This window comes from Paenibacillus sp. O199 (assembly GCF_001636635.1).
GTDB classification, from domain to species: Bacteria; Bacillota; Bacilli; order Paenibacillales; family Paenibacillaceae; genus Paenibacillus; species Paenibacillus marchantiae.
In genome coordinates this window covers 24,577-42,699 of sequence record NZ_LGRP01000040.1, presented here as the reverse complement: position 1 = coordinate 42,699, position 18,123 = coordinate 24,577, and the positions used below count along the sequence as shown (strand labels likewise).

The 18,123-nt window shown below is 46.2% G+C and carries 19 protein-coding genes and 2 tRNA genes; 2 read left to right on the top strand and 19 right to left on the bottom strand.

Going from position 1 to position 18,123, the window contains the following annotated elements; genetic code table 11:
• Window positions 1-129 precede the first annotated feature (129 nt).
• Together A6049_RS28875 and A6049_RS28870 are read right to left on the bottom strand one after the other, a co-directional pair.
• Window positions 130-612, bottom strand: coding sequence for a NucA/NucB deoxyribonuclease domain-containing protein (locus A6049_RS28875; RefSeq protein WP_079696176.1), 483 nt, complete (start codon window positions 610-612; stop codon window positions 130-132).
• Between the two features lie 112 nt (window positions 613-724).
• On the bottom strand, window positions 725-1,873 hold the full coding sequence (locus tag A6049_RS28870) for a sensor histidine kinase (protein ID WP_063567883.1): 1,149 nt from the start codon (window positions 1,871-1,873) through the stop codon (window positions 725-727).
• A gap of 303 nt (window positions 1,874-2,176) precedes the next feature.
• On the opposite strand from A6049_RS28870, the gene A6049_RS28865 reads away from it, so the two are divergent.
• Both A6049_RS28865 and A6049_RS28860 read left to right on the top strand, forming a co-directional pair.
• Complete coding sequence (locus A6049_RS28865; RefSeq protein WP_053784205.1) at window positions 2,177-2,365, top strand: DUF6199 family natural product biosynthesis protein; 189 nt, start codon at window positions 2,177-2,179, stop codon at window positions 2,363-2,365.
• 144 nt (window positions 2,366-2,509) lie between these two features.
• Entirely contained in the window at window positions 2,510-3,712 is a 1,203-nt protein-coding gene (locus tag A6049_RS28860; protein ID WP_063567882.1) for an MFS transporter, read from the top strand.
• 72 nt (window positions 3,713-3,784) lie between these two features.
• On the opposite strand, the gene A6049_RS28855 is transcribed toward A6049_RS28860, so the two are convergent.
• From A6049_RS28855 to A6049_RS28790, 17 genes are all read right to left on the bottom strand, one after another.
• Entirely contained in the window at window positions 3,785-4,114 is a 330-nt protein-coding gene (locus tag A6049_RS28855) for a DUF1904 family protein (protein WP_063567881.1), read from the bottom strand.
• A 171-nt stretch (window positions 4,115-4,285) separates the two neighbouring features.
• The gene (locus A6049_RS32830; RefSeq protein WP_079696179.1) at window positions 4,286-4,408 is read right to left on the bottom strand and encodes a sporulation protein YjcZ; all 123 of its coding nucleotides are present in this window, start codon (window positions 4,406-4,408) and stop codon (window positions 4,286-4,288) included.
• 116 nt (window positions 4,409-4,524) lie between these two features.
• Window positions 4,525-5,199 carry a hypothetical protein gene (locus A6049_RS28850; protein WP_063567880.1) on the bottom strand — a complete coding sequence of 225 codons (675 nt, stop codon included), beginning with the start codon at window positions 5,197-5,199 and terminating at the stop codon, window positions 4,525-4,527.
• A gap of 171 nt (window positions 5,200-5,370) precedes the next feature.
• The gene (locus tag A6049_RS33450) at window positions 5,371-5,541 is read right to left on the bottom strand and encodes a hypothetical protein (RefSeq protein WP_157258415.1); all 171 of its coding nucleotides are present in this window, start codon (window positions 5,539-5,541) and stop codon (window positions 5,371-5,373) included.
• Between the two features lie 81 nt (window positions 5,542-5,622).
• Window positions 5,623-7,179 (bottom strand): hypothetical protein, encoded by a 1,557-nt coding sequence (locus A6049_RS28845; protein WP_063567879.1) that lies wholly within the window; start codon window positions 7,177-7,179, stop codon window positions 5,623-5,625.
• A 238-nt stretch (window positions 7,180-7,417) separates the two neighbouring features.
• Window positions 7,418-7,840: a hypothetical protein gene (locus tag A6049_RS28840; RefSeq protein WP_063567878.1), complete on the bottom strand. Its 423-nt coding sequence runs from the start codon at window positions 7,838-7,840 to the stop codon at window positions 7,418-7,420.
• 139 nt (window positions 7,841-7,979) lie between these two features.
• A complete protein-coding gene (locus tag A6049_RS28835) occupies window positions 7,980-8,177 on the bottom strand; it encodes a hypothetical protein (protein ID WP_063567877.1) in 198 nt (65 codons plus the stop codon).
• Between the two features lie 187 nt (window positions 8,178-8,364).
• Complete coding sequence (locus tag A6049_RS28830; protein WP_090953422.1) at window positions 8,365-9,597, bottom strand: beta propeller repeat protein; 1,233 nt, start codon at window positions 9,595-9,597, stop codon at window positions 8,365-8,367.
• Between the two features lie 23 nt (window positions 9,598-9,620).
• Window positions 9,621-9,989: a hypothetical protein gene (locus A6049_RS28825; RefSeq protein WP_063567875.1), complete on the bottom strand. Its 369-nt coding sequence runs from the start codon at window positions 9,987-9,989 to the stop codon at window positions 9,621-9,623.
• Between the two features lie 244 nt (window positions 9,990-10,233).
• Window positions 10,234-10,307, bottom strand: a tRNA-Ile gene (locus A6049_RS28820).
• Window positions 10,308-10,363: 56 nt separating this feature from the next.
• Window positions 10,364-10,437, bottom strand: a tRNA-Met gene (locus tag A6049_RS28815).
• 71 nt (window positions 10,438-10,508) lie between these two features.
• On the bottom strand, window positions 10,509-10,673 hold the full coding sequence (locus tag A6049_RS33675) for a hypothetical protein (protein ID WP_162842468.1): 165 nt from the start codon (window positions 10,671-10,673) through the stop codon (window positions 10,509-10,511).
• Window positions 10,674-10,805: 132 nt separating this feature from the next.
• Window positions 10,806-12,260 carry an ABC transporter substrate-binding protein gene (locus tag A6049_RS28810; RefSeq protein ID WP_063567874.1) on the bottom strand — a complete coding sequence of 485 codons (1,455 nt, stop codon included), beginning with the start codon at window positions 12,258-12,260 and terminating at the stop codon, window positions 10,806-10,808.
• Window positions 12,261-12,281: 21 nt separating this feature from the next.
• On the bottom strand, window positions 12,282-13,145 hold the full coding sequence (locus A6049_RS28805) for an ABC transporter ATP-binding protein (protein ID WP_063567873.1): 864 nt from the start codon (window positions 13,143-13,145) through the stop codon (window positions 12,282-12,284).
• 2 nt (window positions 13,146-13,147) lie between these two features.
• Entirely contained in the window at window positions 13,148-16,054 is a 2,907-nt protein-coding gene (locus A6049_RS28800) for an ABC transporter permease (RefSeq protein WP_063567872.1), read from the bottom strand.
• Window positions 16,054-17,169: an efflux RND transporter periplasmic adaptor subunit gene (locus A6049_RS28795; protein WP_063567871.1), complete on the bottom strand. Its 1,116-nt coding sequence runs from the start codon at window positions 17,167-17,169 to the stop codon at window positions 16,054-16,056. The genes A6049_RS28800 and A6049_RS28795 overlap by 1 nt, the downstream gene beginning before the upstream one ends.
• Window positions 17,132-18,070 carry an ABC transporter ATP-binding protein gene (locus A6049_RS28790; protein WP_240321573.1) on the bottom strand — a complete coding sequence of 313 codons (939 nt, stop codon included), beginning with the start codon at window positions 18,068-18,070 and terminating at the stop codon, window positions 17,132-17,134. The genes A6049_RS28795 and A6049_RS28790 overlap by 38 nt, the downstream gene beginning before the upstream one ends.
• Window positions 18,071-18,123 lie beyond the last annotated feature (53 nt).

Genomic DNA, 18,123 nt, shown 5'->3' with positions numbered 1-18,123 from the left:
AATATTTGTCTAACTTTAAGGGGTCACTTCAATCGACGTCTGGTTTTATTTTTGCCTTTTACTTTACACCACACTTTTTCAAAGCCAAGGCATTTCTCCATCAATTACTTTCTCATTCATAGTCCGTCGTTATTTCACCACAAACTTTACTCGTGTTCCATCCGGATATGTACTTAGCTGGTTTCCCACCCATGAGCCTGCACCACGATTATCTTTGGGACTAATATATTGGATATCCGCACCCGCTCCGCCTTCCGCACACATCGCCATTGGCCATTCATCCCGATCTTTCCCCTTTTTGACCGGAACACCTTTGAGGGACAAATCCCGATTACCTTCAGCTCCACTGCGATCAATGGTGCATACATCCGAATGTCCTGCCTTGATGGCCTTCTTGATATGATTGGCCGTTTCGGGATAGCGCTCGGCCGGGAATGTGATGGTATGATCTACGCTCCCCTTGCTTCCCCCAAATTGGGACGGTATGTCCAGAGACCATTCTCCCCCAACCCATGCATAGAGAGCTACCATTAACATGGCCACCAGCGTCAATATCTGCTTTTTAAATCGTTGCTTGCCCTTGCTCCTTTTACTTCTGCGTCTTTTACTCATGCTGTTTCTCCCCCATTCAACACTTGCATTATACCAGAACGCCAGTTCGCTAAACAATATAAAAAAACATAAAAAAACAGCCGACACTTCCCGGCTGTTCGTTCTGCATAGACTACCCCACGTTAGGAATCGCCTGTTGTCGAAGTAAAGGCAAGGTTACCTCAAACTTCGTACCTTTCCCCTCGGTACTCTCCACCGAAATTTGACCATCCATCAATTCGAGCAACTCTTTGCAGATGGTGAGTCCAAGTCCGCTGCCGCCAAATTTGCGTGCATGAGAGATGTCTGTCTGCGTGAATGCTTCAAACAATTGATTGATTTTATTATCTGGAATGCCAATGCCGGTGTCATGTACAGTGAATACCAGAATAACGGTATCCCCTCGCCGCTCCTCAACGTCCATCTGTAATTGCACTTCACCTTGTTCCGTGAATTTAATGGCGTTGCTGAGCAGGTTATCCAGCACTTGTCGGAGACGCAGAGGATCACCTGTGAGTACATCAGGAGTAGTCAGATCCGCATGACAGAGCAAGCGAATTTGTTTATTCTGCGCCGCAGGTTCATGCGTTTTAATAATCTGTTGAATCAGCTTCAACGGCTGAAATTCGATTTGCTCCACTCTCATTTTCCCTCTGCCCAGCTTGGCCATATCAAGACTATTGTTGACAATGTTCAGAAGAGCCTCCCCTGACTGACGCGCAAGCTCCAGGTACTCTTTTTGCTCCTCACTGTTGTCACCCATGCCCACAAGTTCGATCATGCCCATAATCCCGTTCAGCGGCGTGCGAAGTTCATGGTTCAGCTTCCCAATGAACTCCAGCTGTCCCCTACTGTTCATTTCTGTCAGCGAAGCTGCCATACGTAACTGCTGCTCAGCATATTTTCGCTCCGAAATATCGTATTGAATCCCTACAAAAAACAAACATTCCCCTGAATCATCGAAAATCGGATCAATATTCAGTTCATTCCAGAATTTCTGTCCATGCTTCGTATAGTTTAGAATCTCTGTCTTGATCGACTGACGCTTCTTCAATGCTTCGCGAATTTTCTGTACGGTTTCCGGATCCGTATCCGGCCCTTGCAGGAACCGGCAATTCTGTCCAATCGACTCTTCCGCACTATATCCGGTTAATTCACTAAAATATTCATTTACATACATTAGCGGAAAATCAGGCAAGGTAGCATCGACTACGGTCACGGAAGATTTAATCTTAGAAATTATAAATTCCCATTGTATAGCGAGTTGATTGTATTTTGTCATGCTTCCTCCTTCATCTCACCAAACTTTGTTGTGTTGAGTTCATGCTCCTAATGCAGCTATCGATAACCCGATGGTATGTGATTATATAAAAACAATATAATTAATTGTAACATAGTTATTCAAGCCATGTGTTCCTTGGGTAATATCTGAATAATACATTCACAAAACTTATCATCTCATCAGGAGGGTCACTCATGAAATTTTTATTAATCGTTATTATTATTATTTTGCTTGTTTTCTTCTTCTCCAGACGTAAGCGTTAATTTTGAGCGGGTCATGTAAAATGAGGAAGGAAGATCGGGTATGAGAACCCTCTTTTTTATATTCATGACACTTTGTATCATTAATTTGTGCTTCCCGAAATTTGGCTGGTACTTGCGTTATGGCTGGATTTCTCGGGGAGAGGCTGAGCCCAGCAGACCGTATATGGCGATGACCAGAATGACCAGTCTGTTGATGCTGCTTATCGCTTTTACGCTCGTTGTGGCTTGAATTATAGAAACCAGAACGGCAGCTATCCCTTGGGACAGCTGCTTTTTGGCTGCTTCAATGACGGGAAAATGACAACTTTGTTTGTGGTGCGTTTGCAACGATACCCGTAATATATAGTTATCGTTGTGGAAAGGACACCTTAGCATGAACATCGCATTTTATCCATATTGGGCTGCCAAAACGCTGCTTTCTCTCATTAATGTTATATATATCATGGTTATCACGACGTTTATTTACGGTCAGACCGGGTCTGTCCTTTACGCTGCGCTGTTTCCATTCATTCAAATGTCAGCTCGTATCGTCGCAGGGTTCACTGCACCACTGCTTGTGAACCGTTTCGCATTCTCCAGGCTGATTATTAGCATTCCTTTAGCCAAAACATTGATGATAACCGGAATCGCCATCGCATTTACCGATCTCACTGCTCACATTCCTCTTCTGCTTGTGGGAATAGCGATCCTCTCGTTCCTGGACGGATGGGAATCTCCATTAATAAACACATTAACTCCACGATTGGTTCAAAGAGAAGATCTGGTGAAGGCGAATAGTTTTCTCTCATTCTCTACTCAGACCGTGACGATCATTGGATATGCGATGACAGGATTCATCGTTATGCACTGGGGGGCTTCACAAACATTCTGGGCGGCTACAAGCTTATCCTGGGCTGTCCTGCTTCTAATGATTACGATCAGTTCACTTACCCGCGATATGCAGGAAAAAGTCGAGAAATCCACTTCCAGATGGGATGTATTAAGGGAAGGTTGGCTTATCCTTTGGAAAAATCGATCGTTGCGCCTGATAACGTTCATGGATCTGGTTGAAGGTCTTGCTGGCTCCATCTGGATCGGTGCTATCACGCTTGCTTTTGTGAAAGAAGCTTTGGGCCAAGAGGAAGGTTGGTGGGGACTTATCAACTCCAGCTATTCTGCCGGCACCATTCTTGGGGGAATTCTGGCCATCGCCTTGGCCACTCGCATACAAAAGCACTTGATCTCCAGTATGGCCATAGGTTCTCTTCTCTTCAGCTTACTGACCATCGCATACGGTTTAAACAGCCTTCCTTGGCTTGCTCTGGTATTGTGTATGCTTATGGGTCCTGCTTATCAGATCCGCGATATTGCTCAGCAGACGGCTTTTCAGACCCGTGTGCCCATCGAATCACTGTCCAAAGTAAACGCAGCACATGGAATTATTCTCTCAGCTTCCATGAGCATATCTACGGTAATCTTCGGTCTGATTGCTGATCAAATGGGGATTCGGCTAGTATATTTGATTGGCGGTGCCTTATTCATCGTATCCTCCCTGTGCTCTTTCCGGTTAAATCGAATTAAAGAGCAAAATGATTGAATCAAAAAAAGACGAGCACATATCTGCTCGTCTCTGCTGCATCCGAACATCATCGGTGCAGCCATTTTATTCTCAATCCAATCGGTAATCTGTCAACGGCTTGCCTTGTTTATAATAAAGGGCGGGTGACAGTATATTGAAGAAAATATGCACATCAGGCAAATCCGCTTCTTCCAAAATAACCTGCATTGAGGAAGCAATCCGATTATGAATCTCCTGATCACGTTGGAACATCAAGATCTCTACTGAAGCCGGAGAAGGAGTAAGGGCTTGTACGTCATGACGTTCTGCCTTCATTCTCTCCCGCGGAATATTGGTAATCAACGCAAATTGCTCCGTGATGCGAGGTACAACTTCCTCCAGCTGAGGTCCTGTGAATCCTTTAAAACGAATAAACGGCATTGCTATCCCTTCAATCTCTATTATTAGTCTCTTATGTGATTTTAAGCACATTGTTTTCGGTTGTCAAATCTCTTTCATCATATCATTTTTTTCTTAGAAACGCAGAAAAGCCCCGCTGAAGTCTCAGCGGAGCATACACGCAACCAGGGTCTCACCTTGTTCTACAGCGGCTTACAGCCAGAAAGATTTAGTGATGATTACGAGCAGGATGAAGAGTACGAGAATTGCGCTTGTGGAAGTCCATCCGCCAAATCCACCAACATTGCCGCCACAACCGTATCCAACTTCACTCATTTGATTGGCCTCCTTTGAATTTCAAGGTATGCCATAACATATGTCGATTCTAACATGAGTGACCGGGCTATACGGCAAGCTAACCGGCCCAATCATTGTGTATTCTGTTAGTTGAATTATGCCGAAGGAATGACTTGGATGTTCACATCATTTTCTGGTATTTCACGATAGAGGTCTGGTGTATTTTGTTTCTCCAGGACAATCAAACGAGTACGTGTATCGTTTCTGGACGCCAAAACCACTTGACCATCCGGGGCAATACAATAAGCGATTGGAATTGAAATTTCACTGTTACGATATGAACCGTCCGCATGGCTGGTCCCCATAACAATGCATTGATTTTGTATCGCCATCTGCCGCGCTTCTTCAACCCACTCTGTATACTGCTCTTCACTGAACATCCCCACACCAATGGAATGCATAATCAAATCCACTCTGCCAATATTCTCGTTGCGAAATCCTTGCAGTACCAGTTCGTCACATAACAATGTGCTTATGGTCCAGTCCTGTTCCTTAATTACCTCAGCAGCGGTATACTTCGCTTTCTCCAATACAGTCTCCCCAGCCTTGTTAATAATGATCGCACGGTCCTTGGGACGTTCATCCAACCTGCGATGACCTGATACAATCATCGTTCCATATACAGCCGCCAGACGGCTAGCCTCTTCCACGTTCTGATTCAGATAGCCTTCAGGAAAGAACAACACATCCGCTTCTGGATGTTGTTTCAATTCCGCTTCCAGCTGCAGCAATTGTTGTTCCAACCTGGGTTGTCCAATAATAATCTTCAACGTTTATCCCCCATTCATGAATAAAAGCCGGTTCATACCTGTATCAGGTACGAAACCGGCTTAAAGGTTGTACAGGCAGGATTCCTGCTCACCGCACTTCGCTTCAAGAGTAATTGTCTTTGGCATATCGTTACGTCTAACAATTACTTTTACAGTTTAAATGATATGTAGTTAGGAATTTCTGTGTTCAATTCTATCATAAATCTCCTGCCCGTCATAACCTCGATCTGTAGCTATATCTTTCGCAAAAAGTACCATATCACCAGTCGCAGCTGAATTTGCGCCCAACGCTCCCACAACCGCCGCAAGTGGATACAGCAAAATGGTCAGAACCTTCTTCATGTACTCATCTCCTCTTCCGTATACAGGGAATTTTTGTGTGATCATCCTAATAATACGATGAAAAGAAGTAAGTTTCAATCTTTATAGACACTCGAAGCTTTCCAACAAATCTATTGCTTCCTCATGATCAGGTTCCAAAGCCAGTACTTTCCGTGTGTAAGCCAGTGTTTCTTCTTCCAGTTCAAGTTCATAACAACACACGGCCAAGTCATACAGCACCGCTGAGTTCTGTTTTCTCGAATCAGTACCTAACGACAGCTCCAGAAATCGCTTGGCGTCCTCATACATATACATCCCATATAACAGCTGACCTACAAGAAACGCCACATCTCCTAGCCGCTCCATTACATAATATGAAGACCACATGATGTGGATTCCAGACTGAATATCAAGTATTTCCTCATCGCTTGCATCCGGTAGAAGGTTCGAAATCCGGTTGGCACTATGAATCAAAAACTCAGCATCATATCCGCCCAGACGCCAGAACGGTATAATCTGCTTCAATTCCATCCGCTCTACCTGATGATCCATCCATTCTTTCATACTGAAGAAATCATCGGGTCCAAAACGTTCAACAAATCGGTGATACGCCAGACGAGTGTTTATGTACCCCAGTGGTTCGTCCACCATCAACATACATCCAACGTTCAGATCTTTATAATGATGTGTTGTGAAACGAGTGTGGGCTCCTTGCTGTTCCAATACATATTGAATGGCATGATAATTTGCCGTTAAAGAAAAACTTCCATGAAGTACAAATTCAGGAGGCTCGGCAAACTTCCAGTTGTCCAGTCGATGGTCACCTTTGTCCGCAGTAATTAACACATATCCTGAATCTGATAACCTATTCAATCGTTCGAGACAGGACAGACCGATTGCCGGGAACATAATGTGCGAATCCTCCAACTCTTCCTTGTACAGAGCGATAAGCCCTTGATACGGATAGTCTTCTGCACTGTACTCAGGTGCACGGCGGTATTCATAACTCAGTATCATGTTTTTCAGCAACTCGGCAGGCTCCGAATGAAGAGCAGATTCTGGAGATTGGAGGAGTATGTCACACTCATATATCTCCCCCTCACCGACATAAATTAATTCCTGTGGAATGCTGTCAAAAAAGTAATTGGCAATCAACAGCAAAGGTTGCTTCAGATCGCCCGGTCGAATAACTGTATCCGCCACTACCAGATTCAACTCGGTGTCCTGTATCGCGTCAAAACGTGCGAAATCCAGTATTCCTTGGTCAATAAAGGATTGCATGGACGGATGCTCTCTCCAGCCCAATACATTATCTTCGACCAGATCGGTCATTACATATCGAAAAGCTGGCAGCTGCACGCCTGCAAAATCTTTCAACTCTGTCAGTTTGAACAGAATTTGGTGCGCCAAGCGGCCTACGCCCGCTCCAAGTTCCAGAATGGTCACTGTCTCGGCCGTCTTTCCTTTGCTGGCGAGATCTTGAAGAAAACCAAAAATCATCTCGGCATACGCCATTGCAATCATGGGGTTACTCGTAATATATTGCGGAACCTGATTCTCGGTCCAAGCGTGCAGCCCTTTCTGTTCATAATATGCCCGCTGCCAGTCCCATACCGGAGCTTCACTGAAGCGGTATCGTTGTCCTTCGTTTTGCATCATTGGTTGAAAACCTGCTTTCCATTCATAATTTCATCGACATTTCGGAATTTCAATTCCATGTTCTCATAGACCGTTCCCTTAATCTCTAACGCATTATATCATAAACGATGACTGATCCAATGAAGTGCTAAACCACACTCCAGTAAAATAGAAAAAACCTGCCTTTCTCAAGGCAGGCAATGCTCGTTAATACATTTATACTCCTTCTATAACGAACTGTTGGCAAGGGCGCTCAACGTTAGTCCGAATATACCGCTCCATCAAAGTTCTCAGGGCCTACACGGATCGTACCCAGCAAGTTAGAGCTGATAAATGCAGTGTACGTCAACTGAGGTGTTATTGGTGGATTGAAATCATCCGCAGAGAACGTAATGACCTGAGGAGCCAGAATGCTCAAGCTGAACGTAGACGTTGCAGAATAGATGACAGGATCCGTTGCTAAGGTTCCTCTGACAATTGTTATCGTTACACCTACGAGGGCTAATGGAAGCTGCACTGATACAGTTCCTTTGAATTGTACCCGTGGGTTTGCACCAGCACCAGCTGTTTGCAGACCAATCTGACCAAACAGTTGAGGAGTATTAATTACGAGGATCGGGATAGCAATGGAGTTCGCCAAACTCGCATTCTGCGATGTTCTTGCATCAAGAAATTGACTCATGAAATCTACCTCCTTCTGTCGGGGATATGATAGTATATGTGAGATTTGAGATATGGCATGGACAGACACTGATATTAAGAAAAAAGGGCATATCAAAAAGACACTGCCCGTATTGCTAAGGCAGTGCCTCCAGAATTTCTTAATCAAAGTTATGTTCGTTTTTCTCCAATCTCTCTTTTAATAATCGAATCTCTTGCTTCAAACCTGAGATTTCCTCCCTTAAACCAGATCTTTTTATTGCCATTGAAAACACAGCATATAAAATCAGACCTACCAAACCAATGAAAATAAATATAGTTAAAATCCCTACAAAACCCACAGCACTAGCACCATTCATAACTTTAAATTGTCACCACCTTTATAACATATATTTTAACAATGATACCATATATTTATTTTATCAGCTTTGTTTGCAATTTCGTTAGCATTCGCCTGCCATAAAAAAGCTCTGCTAGCATTATGCTAACAGAGCTTTCTCACAGTGAATTATTAAGTAATTCCCTCATCACTTTAAAGTAATCTAATCAACTTCCAAAGTAAACGTCCAATTTTCCAGTGGGCGGAGTGGTTGCCATCCAAACTGCAGCCAAATTATCGGGAGCATACGTTGTAGCGGTGATATAATCACCAATTAATACGGTAGGCACCGGTGAATTGCCGTTGGGGTTAAACGAAGTCGTTGTGAGTCGGCGATTCGCAAAGGTAGCTCCTCCGTTAAACGATTCAGCAACAAACACATCTAAAAGAAACCCGTCAATCTGATTGGAATAATAAATAACCCTTACAGTTCCTGTGAATGGCGATACAGTAATGGAGGGAAAGAAATTTTGAGAACCAACAGGGGCTCCAGTAATGCTTACGGGATCTGACCATAGAAGCCCATCCGGTGAGCTGCATAGGAAAATGTCGGTGTATCCATTCCGCGCATCATTCCAGGTTGCATAGACTTTACCACTAAAGGTTCCATTGGATATGTCAGCTCCCAAGCTCAGGTTCGTCTGCACGCGAAAAGCATAATTCGTGACAGGTAAAGGAGATGGGGCAGGGACAACAGAAGCAATCCATGTGGATTGTCGTTCAATTGGCGGCTGGAACGTAGCCCCTCCATCGTAGGAGATGCGAAGCAGTGCGTACGGACTATCCGGCCCTGTAGTAATATATCCTGCATATACCTCACCAGTAAAACCTATAGCTATAGAACTTCTGTCATGGAAACCTCTTGGGCTTGAAATTCGGCTCGGAATCTCCCACGTTGTCCCCTGATCTAATGACCTTTGCAAAAATGTGGACGAAGCCAATGTAGCAAGAGGGGTATACCCCACGTATGCATTCCCCCGATAAGGGCTTCCAGGTGTTCGATCCACTGCTATAAACGGCTCATCATTATGAACGATAAGGCCATATCCCTTGTTCACAAACACGGGAGGAGTCCAGGTCACTCCATCATCCAGGGATGTGTAACTGATGATTGTACCGTCATTATCACCGTTAAATATGTGAACTGTCACTATAAACGTACTCGGAAATGTGTAATCAATGGTTGGTGCTTCAGCGCCTGCATACCCGGCAGGCTGCTGCATAGTTGTTGTTGACCATGTCTGTCCACTGTCAGTAGAACGATAAACGCCGATAAGTGTAGGTCCTGTACTTGTGTCAACAGCAACCGCACACATGATATTCGGAAGTAGCTCGTTGGAAGCAATTGAGGGTTCAAATTGGTTTCCACCGAGTGCTCCTGTGATATTTACAACGGGCAAGTACCTCATCTCCATTCCAAAGATTAAGGAATATTCGTAAACCGGTCAATTAATATCATTTCTGACTGTAAAACACGTTGAATAATATTACCTGTAGAATCAATACCATATGCATGAATAATCGTACTTGTAGCACTAAAGAAATCTGCTTGAACTTCATAAAATGCTGCATCGTTTAGAGCATAAATCAAGGTCCGAGATGCCTGGGGGCCTACTTGAAATAAATCGTGCCCGATTGGAATTCTGGCATTTTGAGTAGTGTCCCATTTAAACACTTCTATCTCTATATTTACAGGAATATCAAGAGAATCATTTAAACAAGTCACAAGAATCTGAGTAGCCACACTTCCACCTGTTGGCGAATTGTAGATCAACCCTGTAGAGTTTGGCAATCGAACTATCCCTCCTCTTTGAACCACAGATTAACTACACTATTTGTACGCCCCTATCATTTAAAGTAGTACGGATTCTTTGTTGAAGGGGAAATACAACAAAAAAGCCTTGATGAAGCAGCATCGAATGATGATGCTCATCACCATCGAACTTTTGCAGGCTTTATTCCAAGGCTCAGTTAATATCAGTTTTGAGTTTATAACAATAGAAAAAAACCCTTGCTACGCAAGGGTTTTGAGAGAATGGGCCCTACAGGACTCGAACCTGTGACCAATCGGTTATGAGCCGACCGCTCTAACCAACTGAGCTAAGGGCCCTGAACAAAAATGTATAACGTTCAGATGATGGCTGTGAATCATCCAGTAAAACTAAATTGCGGGGGCAGGATTTGAACCTGCGGCCTTCGGGTTATGAGCCCGACGAGCTACCGGGCTGCTCCACCCCGCGTCAGTAAGAAATATTAAAACAGCGACTTAATTAATATACATCATCCCTATCCCATATGTCAAGGGGTAATGTTAGGGAATGAAGCGAACGCCATACCGCCCCTTTTTTGAACGATATACTTCCACTTCAGCTGGCTCGTTATGACCGTAAATCCAACCATCCTGCTCCATCCGTTTTGCAAGACACCCTGCCTGAAATTTGGTTGTATACAATTTGCTGAAATATACCCAGTGCATTCCACTCGTCCTTTCTTGAAGTCATCATTTATCCCTGCTTTTGTAGAATACCCCAATTCCATAAAAATAGCCGCCGAAGATATAAATCTCCAGCGGCTGCATCTATGATTTTATTACAAGATCATCTAACTTTTATTGAAATGTGGCTTTAGGGTTCTTTTTCAATTTCTCCAGCATCTCGTTCCCTTTGGCTGCCCATTCACCAAGTGCTTCTTTTGGTGTTTTTTTGTTCGCAAGAACTTGATTGAAGTATTCCATACCCTTGTCACTTACTTGCCACAGGTTCGGCATTTTTTGATACATTTTATCCAAGTTCGTATTGGTCGGAGGTATAGGTTTCAGTGTATAGAACGCCTGGATATTGTAATCCAAGCCATCCTTCGGTTTAATAAAGCTCTTCCGTGAAACCATCTCATAACTGCTGCGTGCTTTGATTTTCGCCCAGTCTTCACTGTTCATATACTTAATCAATTCCCATGCATCATCAGGGTTCTGAGCTGAACTATTAATGGCCATAAGATTGCTCAGATAAATGTTGCCTCCGATTTCAGGAGCCTCCGGATGAACTGGAGGTGTAACAACATCCCAGTCTACCTTCGTAAAGTCTTTCATTTTATCTGCATTTTTATTGGCATCAATCAACTGATTAATGTAGCTGTAATCTCCAATCACCATGGCTGTTTTGCCACTCAGGAACAGATCACCCTGAAGCGGATTATAACGTCCACTCTCATCCTGACTATCCTGCGGTTCGTCTCCTTTAGGGATGACTTTATCTAAGGCAAGCTTGCTTATCGTGCTCCATACTTTCTCCCATTGAGGAGAATCTACAGTCATTTTCTCCGCTTTGTCATCAAAAATTTTCAGCTGCAAAGAGTTATAATACTGGGACATCGTATAGTATGGAGAACCGCCTTGATAGGTACTGAAAGAGAATCCAAATACATGGTCTTTTCCTTCACCTTTGGTAAGGCGTGTACCCAGGTTGAAAATATCATCCCAAGTCATATTATCCGTTGGAGGCTCCACGCCTGCTTTCTCAAACATACCCTTGTTATAGAACAAAGCGGAAGAGGAGAACGTTGGTGTCAAAGCGTAGATGCTCTGATCTCCCAAATCCTTAATTCCTTCGAGAACACTTGGCACAATATCCGTAGTATCAAACTTGTCTTCCTGCATCAGTGGGTCCAGTTGTTTCACCATGTTTTCCTGAATCAACGACTTGACTGTCGCCGTATCCGCCACGATGACATCTACCGGGTTATCCCCTGTCATAATCTTCTTCAAGCTTTCCATCGTATCCGGAATGTCCTTCTGCTCTTCCTGGTTACCATAGCCATACATGCTTCCCTGATCTACCGCAGGTACAACTTCAATCGTTATATTTGGATGTGTCAATTCAAAAGCATCGGTAAACTGCTGACGGAAATAGCTGTCATCCTGGCCACCCCATAACGTCGCTACACGCAATACACGCTGCTCGTTATCCTTGGACTCACTCGCTGTACAACCCGCAAGCAGCGGCAATGCCAGACTAGCTGTAGCCAACACGGCCAGCACTCGTTTTCCCCAAAACCTGTTCTTCATCTCCCAATTCCCCCTCTAAAATTATCTTGGCGGTGTAATGACAATACGTTCACCGTCAAATTCCAATGTGGCACGATTATCAATGGACAGCGCCTCCAGATACTCCTTGGGCACCTGAAGTCGTCCCGCCCGGTCGATAATGACAAAAGCTTCATGAATATCCGGGGCTCCTGCCTCCGATAAGCCATGTTCGTCATCCAGATTCGGATTACGTTTCACAAACTCGGTGCTGGTCAAGCCGTCCCGAATCGCCACGATCCGGTCCACCTTACCAGCAAGGGTTAGATCATGAGTAACAATCACAATCGTGACCCCGAGTTCCTTGTTCATTTTACGAAAAATGCCCATGATGGTATCACATGTCTCTGAATCCACCGAACCTGTCGGCTCATCGGCAAGCAGCAGCTTGGGGCGATTTGATAGCGAGATGGCAATCGCTACCCGCTGCTGCTCCCCACCGGATAATTGATGCAGCTTGTTGTGCATCCGATCCTTCAGTCCAACCCACTCCAGCAGCTGCATGGCATAGGCGCGATCGCGCTTTCCTCCCAAAATCATGGGTGTTTCCACGTTTTCCAGTGCAGTGAGGTATGGCAGCAGGTTACGGCCATTATTTTGCCAAATGAACCCTACGGTATGACGTTTGTACTCCACCAATTGGGCGTCTGTCATTTTCAGCAAATCCCAATCCCCGACAACGGCTGTACCGGCTGTTGGACGATCAAGTCCACCCAGAATGTTGAGCAATGTGGATTTACCACTACCACTGTTACCGATAATGGCCATCATTTCACCTTGATTGACAGTCAGATTGAGACCTTGAAGGGCAACGACTTCCACATCGCTGGATTTAAAAATTTTGACAAGTCCTTCGCATTGGATCACGTTTACCTCTCCTCTCCCATTTTGACTGCCTGGTGAACACGCAGCCTGCGGATTTGCCACAGCAGCATCGTTGCTCCAATGATCAGCATGACCACGGTCACGCCGTATAGTTGCAACATATCTTTCTCTTCAAATACAATTCGGAACGGAGGTACCTGTGCGGACACATTATCTGTCGTTTGCAGGAAGGGCAGGAACAGACGGCTGGATACCTGACCAATGCCAATACCAAGAATGATGGACAGACCCGCCGTGAACACCTGCTCTAACAGCAACATACCGCTCAATTGTGCCCGGGATAATCCCATCGCCCTCAGGACACCAAACTGTACTACACGCCCGGATAGATTGAAGAACCAGTACAGAATGTATCCGATCAGGGAAATAATCACCGAGACAAGGAATCCGAGACTCAGTATGCCGAACACCCCGCCTCTTGACGGATGTTTGCCCTGGGATACCAGCTCTGTACGCACATCGCGCACAGACGATAATTCAATGCCTTCAGCTGCAAGTTTCTCCATCAAAGGAGCAACTTTGGCATCCGGCTCCATCTTCAGCCAGACCTCATATGGAATCAGAGGCACCTGATCATAGATGTAATCCAGATTGGCAATGAAAAACGGCATTTGATCCGGGTACTGGGCAGGCCAGTAAGGTATAATGCCAAAGACCACAAATTCAATCGCCTGGCCCTGTACACCAATGGAGACGAGGTCTCCGGTTTTGAGCTTGAATTTGTCTGCAAATTTGGAAGAGATCAATACGGCCCCTTCATATTTCCCAAGCAAGTCAAGGTACTTATAAGGATGAGCCGGGAACAGATCGTTGCGGAACCACGCCACTTGGGCAAAATCCACATTGTCGATCCCCACCAGCATTCCCTGTCCACCTGATTTGCCAGAGACAATAATGTTGCCTTTCGTTTGCAACACTCTCGCTGCATGTTCGACACCATTCAGGCTGCGGAACACTTCAAAAGGTGGCTCGGAATAGATCATCTTCGTGGGTTGTGAAGTACCACCGCCCCCACCTGATCCACCTCCGCCGCCGTTACCGCCGCCTCCAGAACCACCGCCACCGTTTCCTCCACCCTGTCCACCGCCTGAACCTCCGTTTTGTCCGGAACCCGTTGGCTTAACCTCAGGTGTGCCTTCCCATACCGTCTGCATAATAACATCCGAACCATAGCGATATAACGTACGCTCGGTTGAGTTCAGATCAATGGTACGAGCCGCCGCCGAGTTATACACACCGAGTCCGAGTGTCAATACAAGCAGGATCATCAAAGGATAATAAGAAGATGATGAACGTGAAAGCTGCGTCAGTGTCAGATACAGTGGAACCGGGAGAAACTTGCGCCCGATCAGCTGAATCAACTTCAAAATCCACGGGAACAATCGTAAGAAGAACAGTCCCAGTGCAAAGATCGCGAGTGCCGGTACAAAGAACAGAAACGGCTGTACCTGAAGCTGATCTGTCGTCATTCCGGTCTGGAACGTCAACATTTGCCGTTCATAGAACAAGTAGTATCCATATCCGGCGAGCCCCAACAGCGCGATATCCAGGAACCAGCGCTGCCATACCGGCGCACGATCTGTACGTGCTTGCCGCCGCTTAGCCGATACAATCGTCGCCCGCGCATAGGTTACTGCCGGAATGAGAGAAGCTATAATTGCCACCAACACGGCGATAAGGCCAAGCAGGATGGCTTCTTTCGATATTCCAATCGGAATGGATTTCCGATCCACGAACGACAGGAATCCACTCGCTGAACCGATGCTTTTCGCCATAAACCATCCAAGAAACGGTCCGATGACAAGAGCAATCGCTCCCAGGAATATACCTTCAAGCAGATAAAGAGAGAATATCTGCCGGGCAGAAGCTCCGCGACTGCGCAGAACCGCAATGTCACTTTCCTGCTTCTGTAACGACTGTCTGGCATTCATGGCAATAAAATAAAAGACCATCGCAATCATCGGTGCTGCCAGTGTGAACAGCATGGTCTGCAATTGCAGACTCTGACTGCGGAATTGTTTCAGCAGATCCCCGAAGGTGATGTCCACTTTCGTATCCTTCAACCGCTGATACAGATCGATATCCAGCCTTTCCAGCACAGAGGTCAATCCCGAGAGCTGGCTCGTTTGAATCTCTTTCAGATCAAATGCATAATACCAACGTGAATTCTGAAGAGGTATCCCTTTTTCCTTTAACAGAACATTATTAAATACCGATTCATCCACATATAGTCCGTTCATCATACCGTCAAATCCCTGTACCCAATACGGGCTGCTAGGATCATCGGCTTTGAAAGAACCTATAATCTTCACACGCAACGTAATATCGAGACCGCTGTAAATTGGATATTCCAGAACATCTCCGATATGCAGATCGTTACGATACATGCCCTCTTCGAGCATGACCGCTTCAATCGTATCGTCCTTGACCTGGTTGCCCGGCTTCACTCCCGCAGAATAATTAACCTGTGCATCCAGGCCTGTCATCGTCCCCAGACTCATGCTGCGGACCCGGCTGGCATCCACTTTCGTTGGGTCTTCCGGGTTCACTTCCGTGCTGCGGATGGAACGGGTGTTCACATACGTATGAAAAGGAAATCCAATGTCACGGGGCACATCCTCGCGAATATATCGATCCACCTCTTCCAGACCACGTGTATCTGTCTTCACACCACCAGGTGCCTGGTAACTCATGAGCAACGAGCCGGCTGGCAGTCCCTCACTGTTATCCTGCAGCGTCTGGGCCACGACCCGCTTCAGCGCACCATCGGCATACATCGGAATACTAACGGTGAACGCTACCGCCACAATCAGTCCGATCAGTGTGCTGAACGTCATCCAGCGAGTGTTCCACATTTTGCGGAACAACAGTCGAAGCAATGGCAGCCCCATTAGCGGCCCACTACTTTCTGTCCAACGGTCAGACCTTTCAGAATCTCCACATCCGTGGATGTCTGCTGCCCAACTTCTACGTCCACTTCACGCTTGCTTCCATCACTCTCCACCACTTGCACGTACGTTCTTGAACCGATGGAGCGCAGAGCGGATACTGGAATGACAATCGCGTTCTCTGTTCGCTGCGTGACAATCGAAACCGTTAGAGGTGTACCGCGTTCAACCCCTTTGGGCATTTTCGCCAGCGAGACGATAACATATTGATCCAGGCTTTCTTTCGCTGGAGGCGTTCCGCCTTCCCCCGAACCTCCGCCGTTACCACTTCCACTACCCGATGCTTGGGCAACAGGCATCACTTTAACTTTGCCAGCCACTTTGCCTGCCCCATTAATGTCCACATCCGCCTTCATGCCAGCCGAGAACTTTTCCAAATCTTCCTTGGCAAACGTAGCTGCGACAACCAGGTTGGATGTATCTGCTATGGTCGCAATCGGGTCATAAGCTTTGACAGCCGCGCCCTTCTCCACCTGCACAGCAATGACTGTTCCACCGAATGGAGCGGTCAAAGTGGCTTTACCCAACTGATCCTCCAGATCGGCGAGTTCCTGACGAAGTTCTTCAAAGGCAATCGTGGACTCTTCGAACTCTACCGGGTCCATCTCATCCCGTTTGCGAAGCGTTTCCTTCATTTGCACTTCCGATTTGCGAATCTGCAGGTTTTTGGCCCGGATTTCCTTCTCCACGCTCTCTACATCAAGAACAGCGAGAAGTTGACCTTTTTTCACTTTATCCCCTGGTTTTACATTCAACTCTTTGATATGCATACCGTCCAGCGTAAAATACACCTTTTCTTCCCACTGGCTCATCATCTTGCCGCTTCCGCTTACTTTCTTCTCCAGCGTCTCTGTCCGAACTTCATATTCCGGCTTCTTGGAGATCGTTGGCGGTGTAATTGGCGGAAGTACTTCTTCCTCTGTCTCAGCCGGCAGCAAAGAGCAGCCGGCCATCGTTGCAGCCACTATCGCACTAAGCACAATAAGCGCTGCGCGTTTCCCCCTCTTCGGAGCGGCCCCTTTACTTGATAAATCTGCCGTCCGCCATTTCATAAACATGGTCCGCAACCTCCAAAATCGTAGGATCGTGTGTAGTCATACAGATCGTTACTTGTTCAACTTCAATAATATTGCGAAATACAGCCATAACCTGTGCTCCCATTTTGGAATCGAGTTCAGCTGTCGGCTCATCCGCGAGCAATAATCTCGGTCTGTGGGCTATCGCCTTGGCGATGGCCACCCGCTGCTGCTCTCCCCCGGACATCTCGAATGGACGGTGCTTGACCCGTTTGGTTAGTCCGACCAGATCCAGACAATGACCTACCCGGTCCTTCCATTCCGAACGCGGCACGTCCGCCATGCGCAGCGACAGCTCTACATTTTCCCAAGCAGACAACAAGGGCATAAGCGCATACGCCTGAAAAATAAAACCAATTTCTCTGCGCCGCAAAGCGGTCCGCCGCCGGTCTCCCCAATCCTGAAGAGGCTGGCCGGAGAACAGAATGTCTCCACTGGATGGCTGATCCAGCCCACCCAGCATATTGAGCAGCGTCGTTTTCCCTGAGCCCGACCGCCCTTTCAACATCACCAGCTGTTGCGGGTTCACTTCCATATCGATGCCTTTGAGCACATGAATAATACGGCTACCCGTCTGGAAACTGCGATGAACATTGCGAACCTCCAGCACAGGTCCTTCATATGGAGGCAACAGATCCTTCTTGGAGGGCTTGGACTTCACTTCAGGTTCAGCTGCTGCAACCGCAACTTCCTCTTGGCTTGTTTCATTGGTTATGTCGTGCGGGTCGATGGATGTATTCTGCGGTTCACTTATGTATGCCGATTCCTCCTGCCCGACTGGTTCCTGCTGCTCCGTGAGTCCGACCGCACTGTCCTCGCCTGACTGGCTCTTGGCAGGTCTGATTTTGGAAAATAAATTCTTCATGCCAGCAATCACGCTCATCCTTTCTTCATATCCCGTTCACTTCATCAAGACACTAAAAATAGAAATCTATT

What these genes read in the sequence shown, in the direction of transcription:
- A6049_RS28865 (WP_053784205.1), top strand. Translation starts at nt 2,177, where the DNA reads ATGAGAACCCTCTTTTTTATATTCATGACACTTTGTATCATTAATTTG.
- A6049_RS28810 (WP_063567874.1), bottom strand. Translation starts at nt 12,260, where the DNA reads ATGAAGAACAGGTTTTGGGGAAAACGAGTGCTGGCCGTGTTGGCTACA.
- A6049_RS28860 (WP_063567882.1), top strand. Translation starts at nt 2,510, where the DNA reads ATGAACATCGCATTTTATCCATATTGGGCTGCCAAAACGCTGCTTTCT.
- A6049_RS28840 (WP_063567878.1), bottom strand. Translation starts at nt 7,840, where the DNA reads ATGAGTCAATTTCTTGATGCAAGAACATCGCAGAATGCGAGTTTGGCG.
- A6049_RS28845 (WP_063567879.1), bottom strand. Translation starts at nt 7,179, where the DNA reads ATGATGCAAAACGAAGGACAACGATACCGCTTCAGTGAAGCTCCGGTA.
- A6049_RS33675 (WP_162842468.1), bottom strand. Translation starts at nt 10,673, where the DNA reads ATGCACTGGGTATATTTCAGCAAATTGTATACAACCAAATTTCAGGCA.
- A6049_RS33450 (WP_157258415.1), bottom strand. Translation starts at nt 5,541, where the DNA reads ATGAAGAAGGTTCTGACCATTTTGCTGTATCCACTTGCGGCGGTTGTG.
- A6049_RS28855 (WP_063567881.1), bottom strand. Translation starts at nt 4,114, where the DNA reads ATGCCGTTTATTCGTTTTAAAGGATTCACAGGACCTCAGCTGGAGGAA.
- A6049_RS28795 (WP_063567871.1), bottom strand. Translation starts at nt 17,169, where the DNA reads ATGTTTATGAAATGGCGGACGGCAGATTTATCAAGTAAAGGGGCCGCT.
- A6049_RS28835 (WP_063567877.1), bottom strand. Translation starts at nt 8,177, where the DNA reads ATGAATGGTGCTAGTGCTGTGGGTTTTGTAGGGATTTTAACTATATTT.
- A6049_RS28800 (WP_063567872.1), bottom strand. Translation starts at nt 16,054, where the DNA reads ATGGGGCTGCCATTGCTTCGACTGTTGTTCCGCAAAATGTGGAACACT.
- A6049_RS28870 (WP_063567883.1), bottom strand. Translation starts at nt 1,873, where the DNA reads ATGACAAAATACAATCAACTCGCTATACAATGGGAATTTATAATTTCT.
- A6049_RS28875 (WP_079696176.1), bottom strand. Translation starts at nt 612, where the DNA reads ATGAGTAAAAGACGCAGAAGTAAAAGGAGCAAGGGCAAGCAACGATTT.
- A6049_RS28790 (WP_240321573.1), bottom strand. Translation starts at nt 18,070, where the DNA reads ATGAGCGTGATTGCTGGCATGAAGAATTTATTTTCCAAAATCAGACCT.
- A6049_RS32830 (WP_079696179.1), bottom strand. Translation starts at nt 4,408, where the DNA reads ATGAGTGAAGTTGGATACGGTTGTGGCGGCAATGTTGGTGGATTTGGC.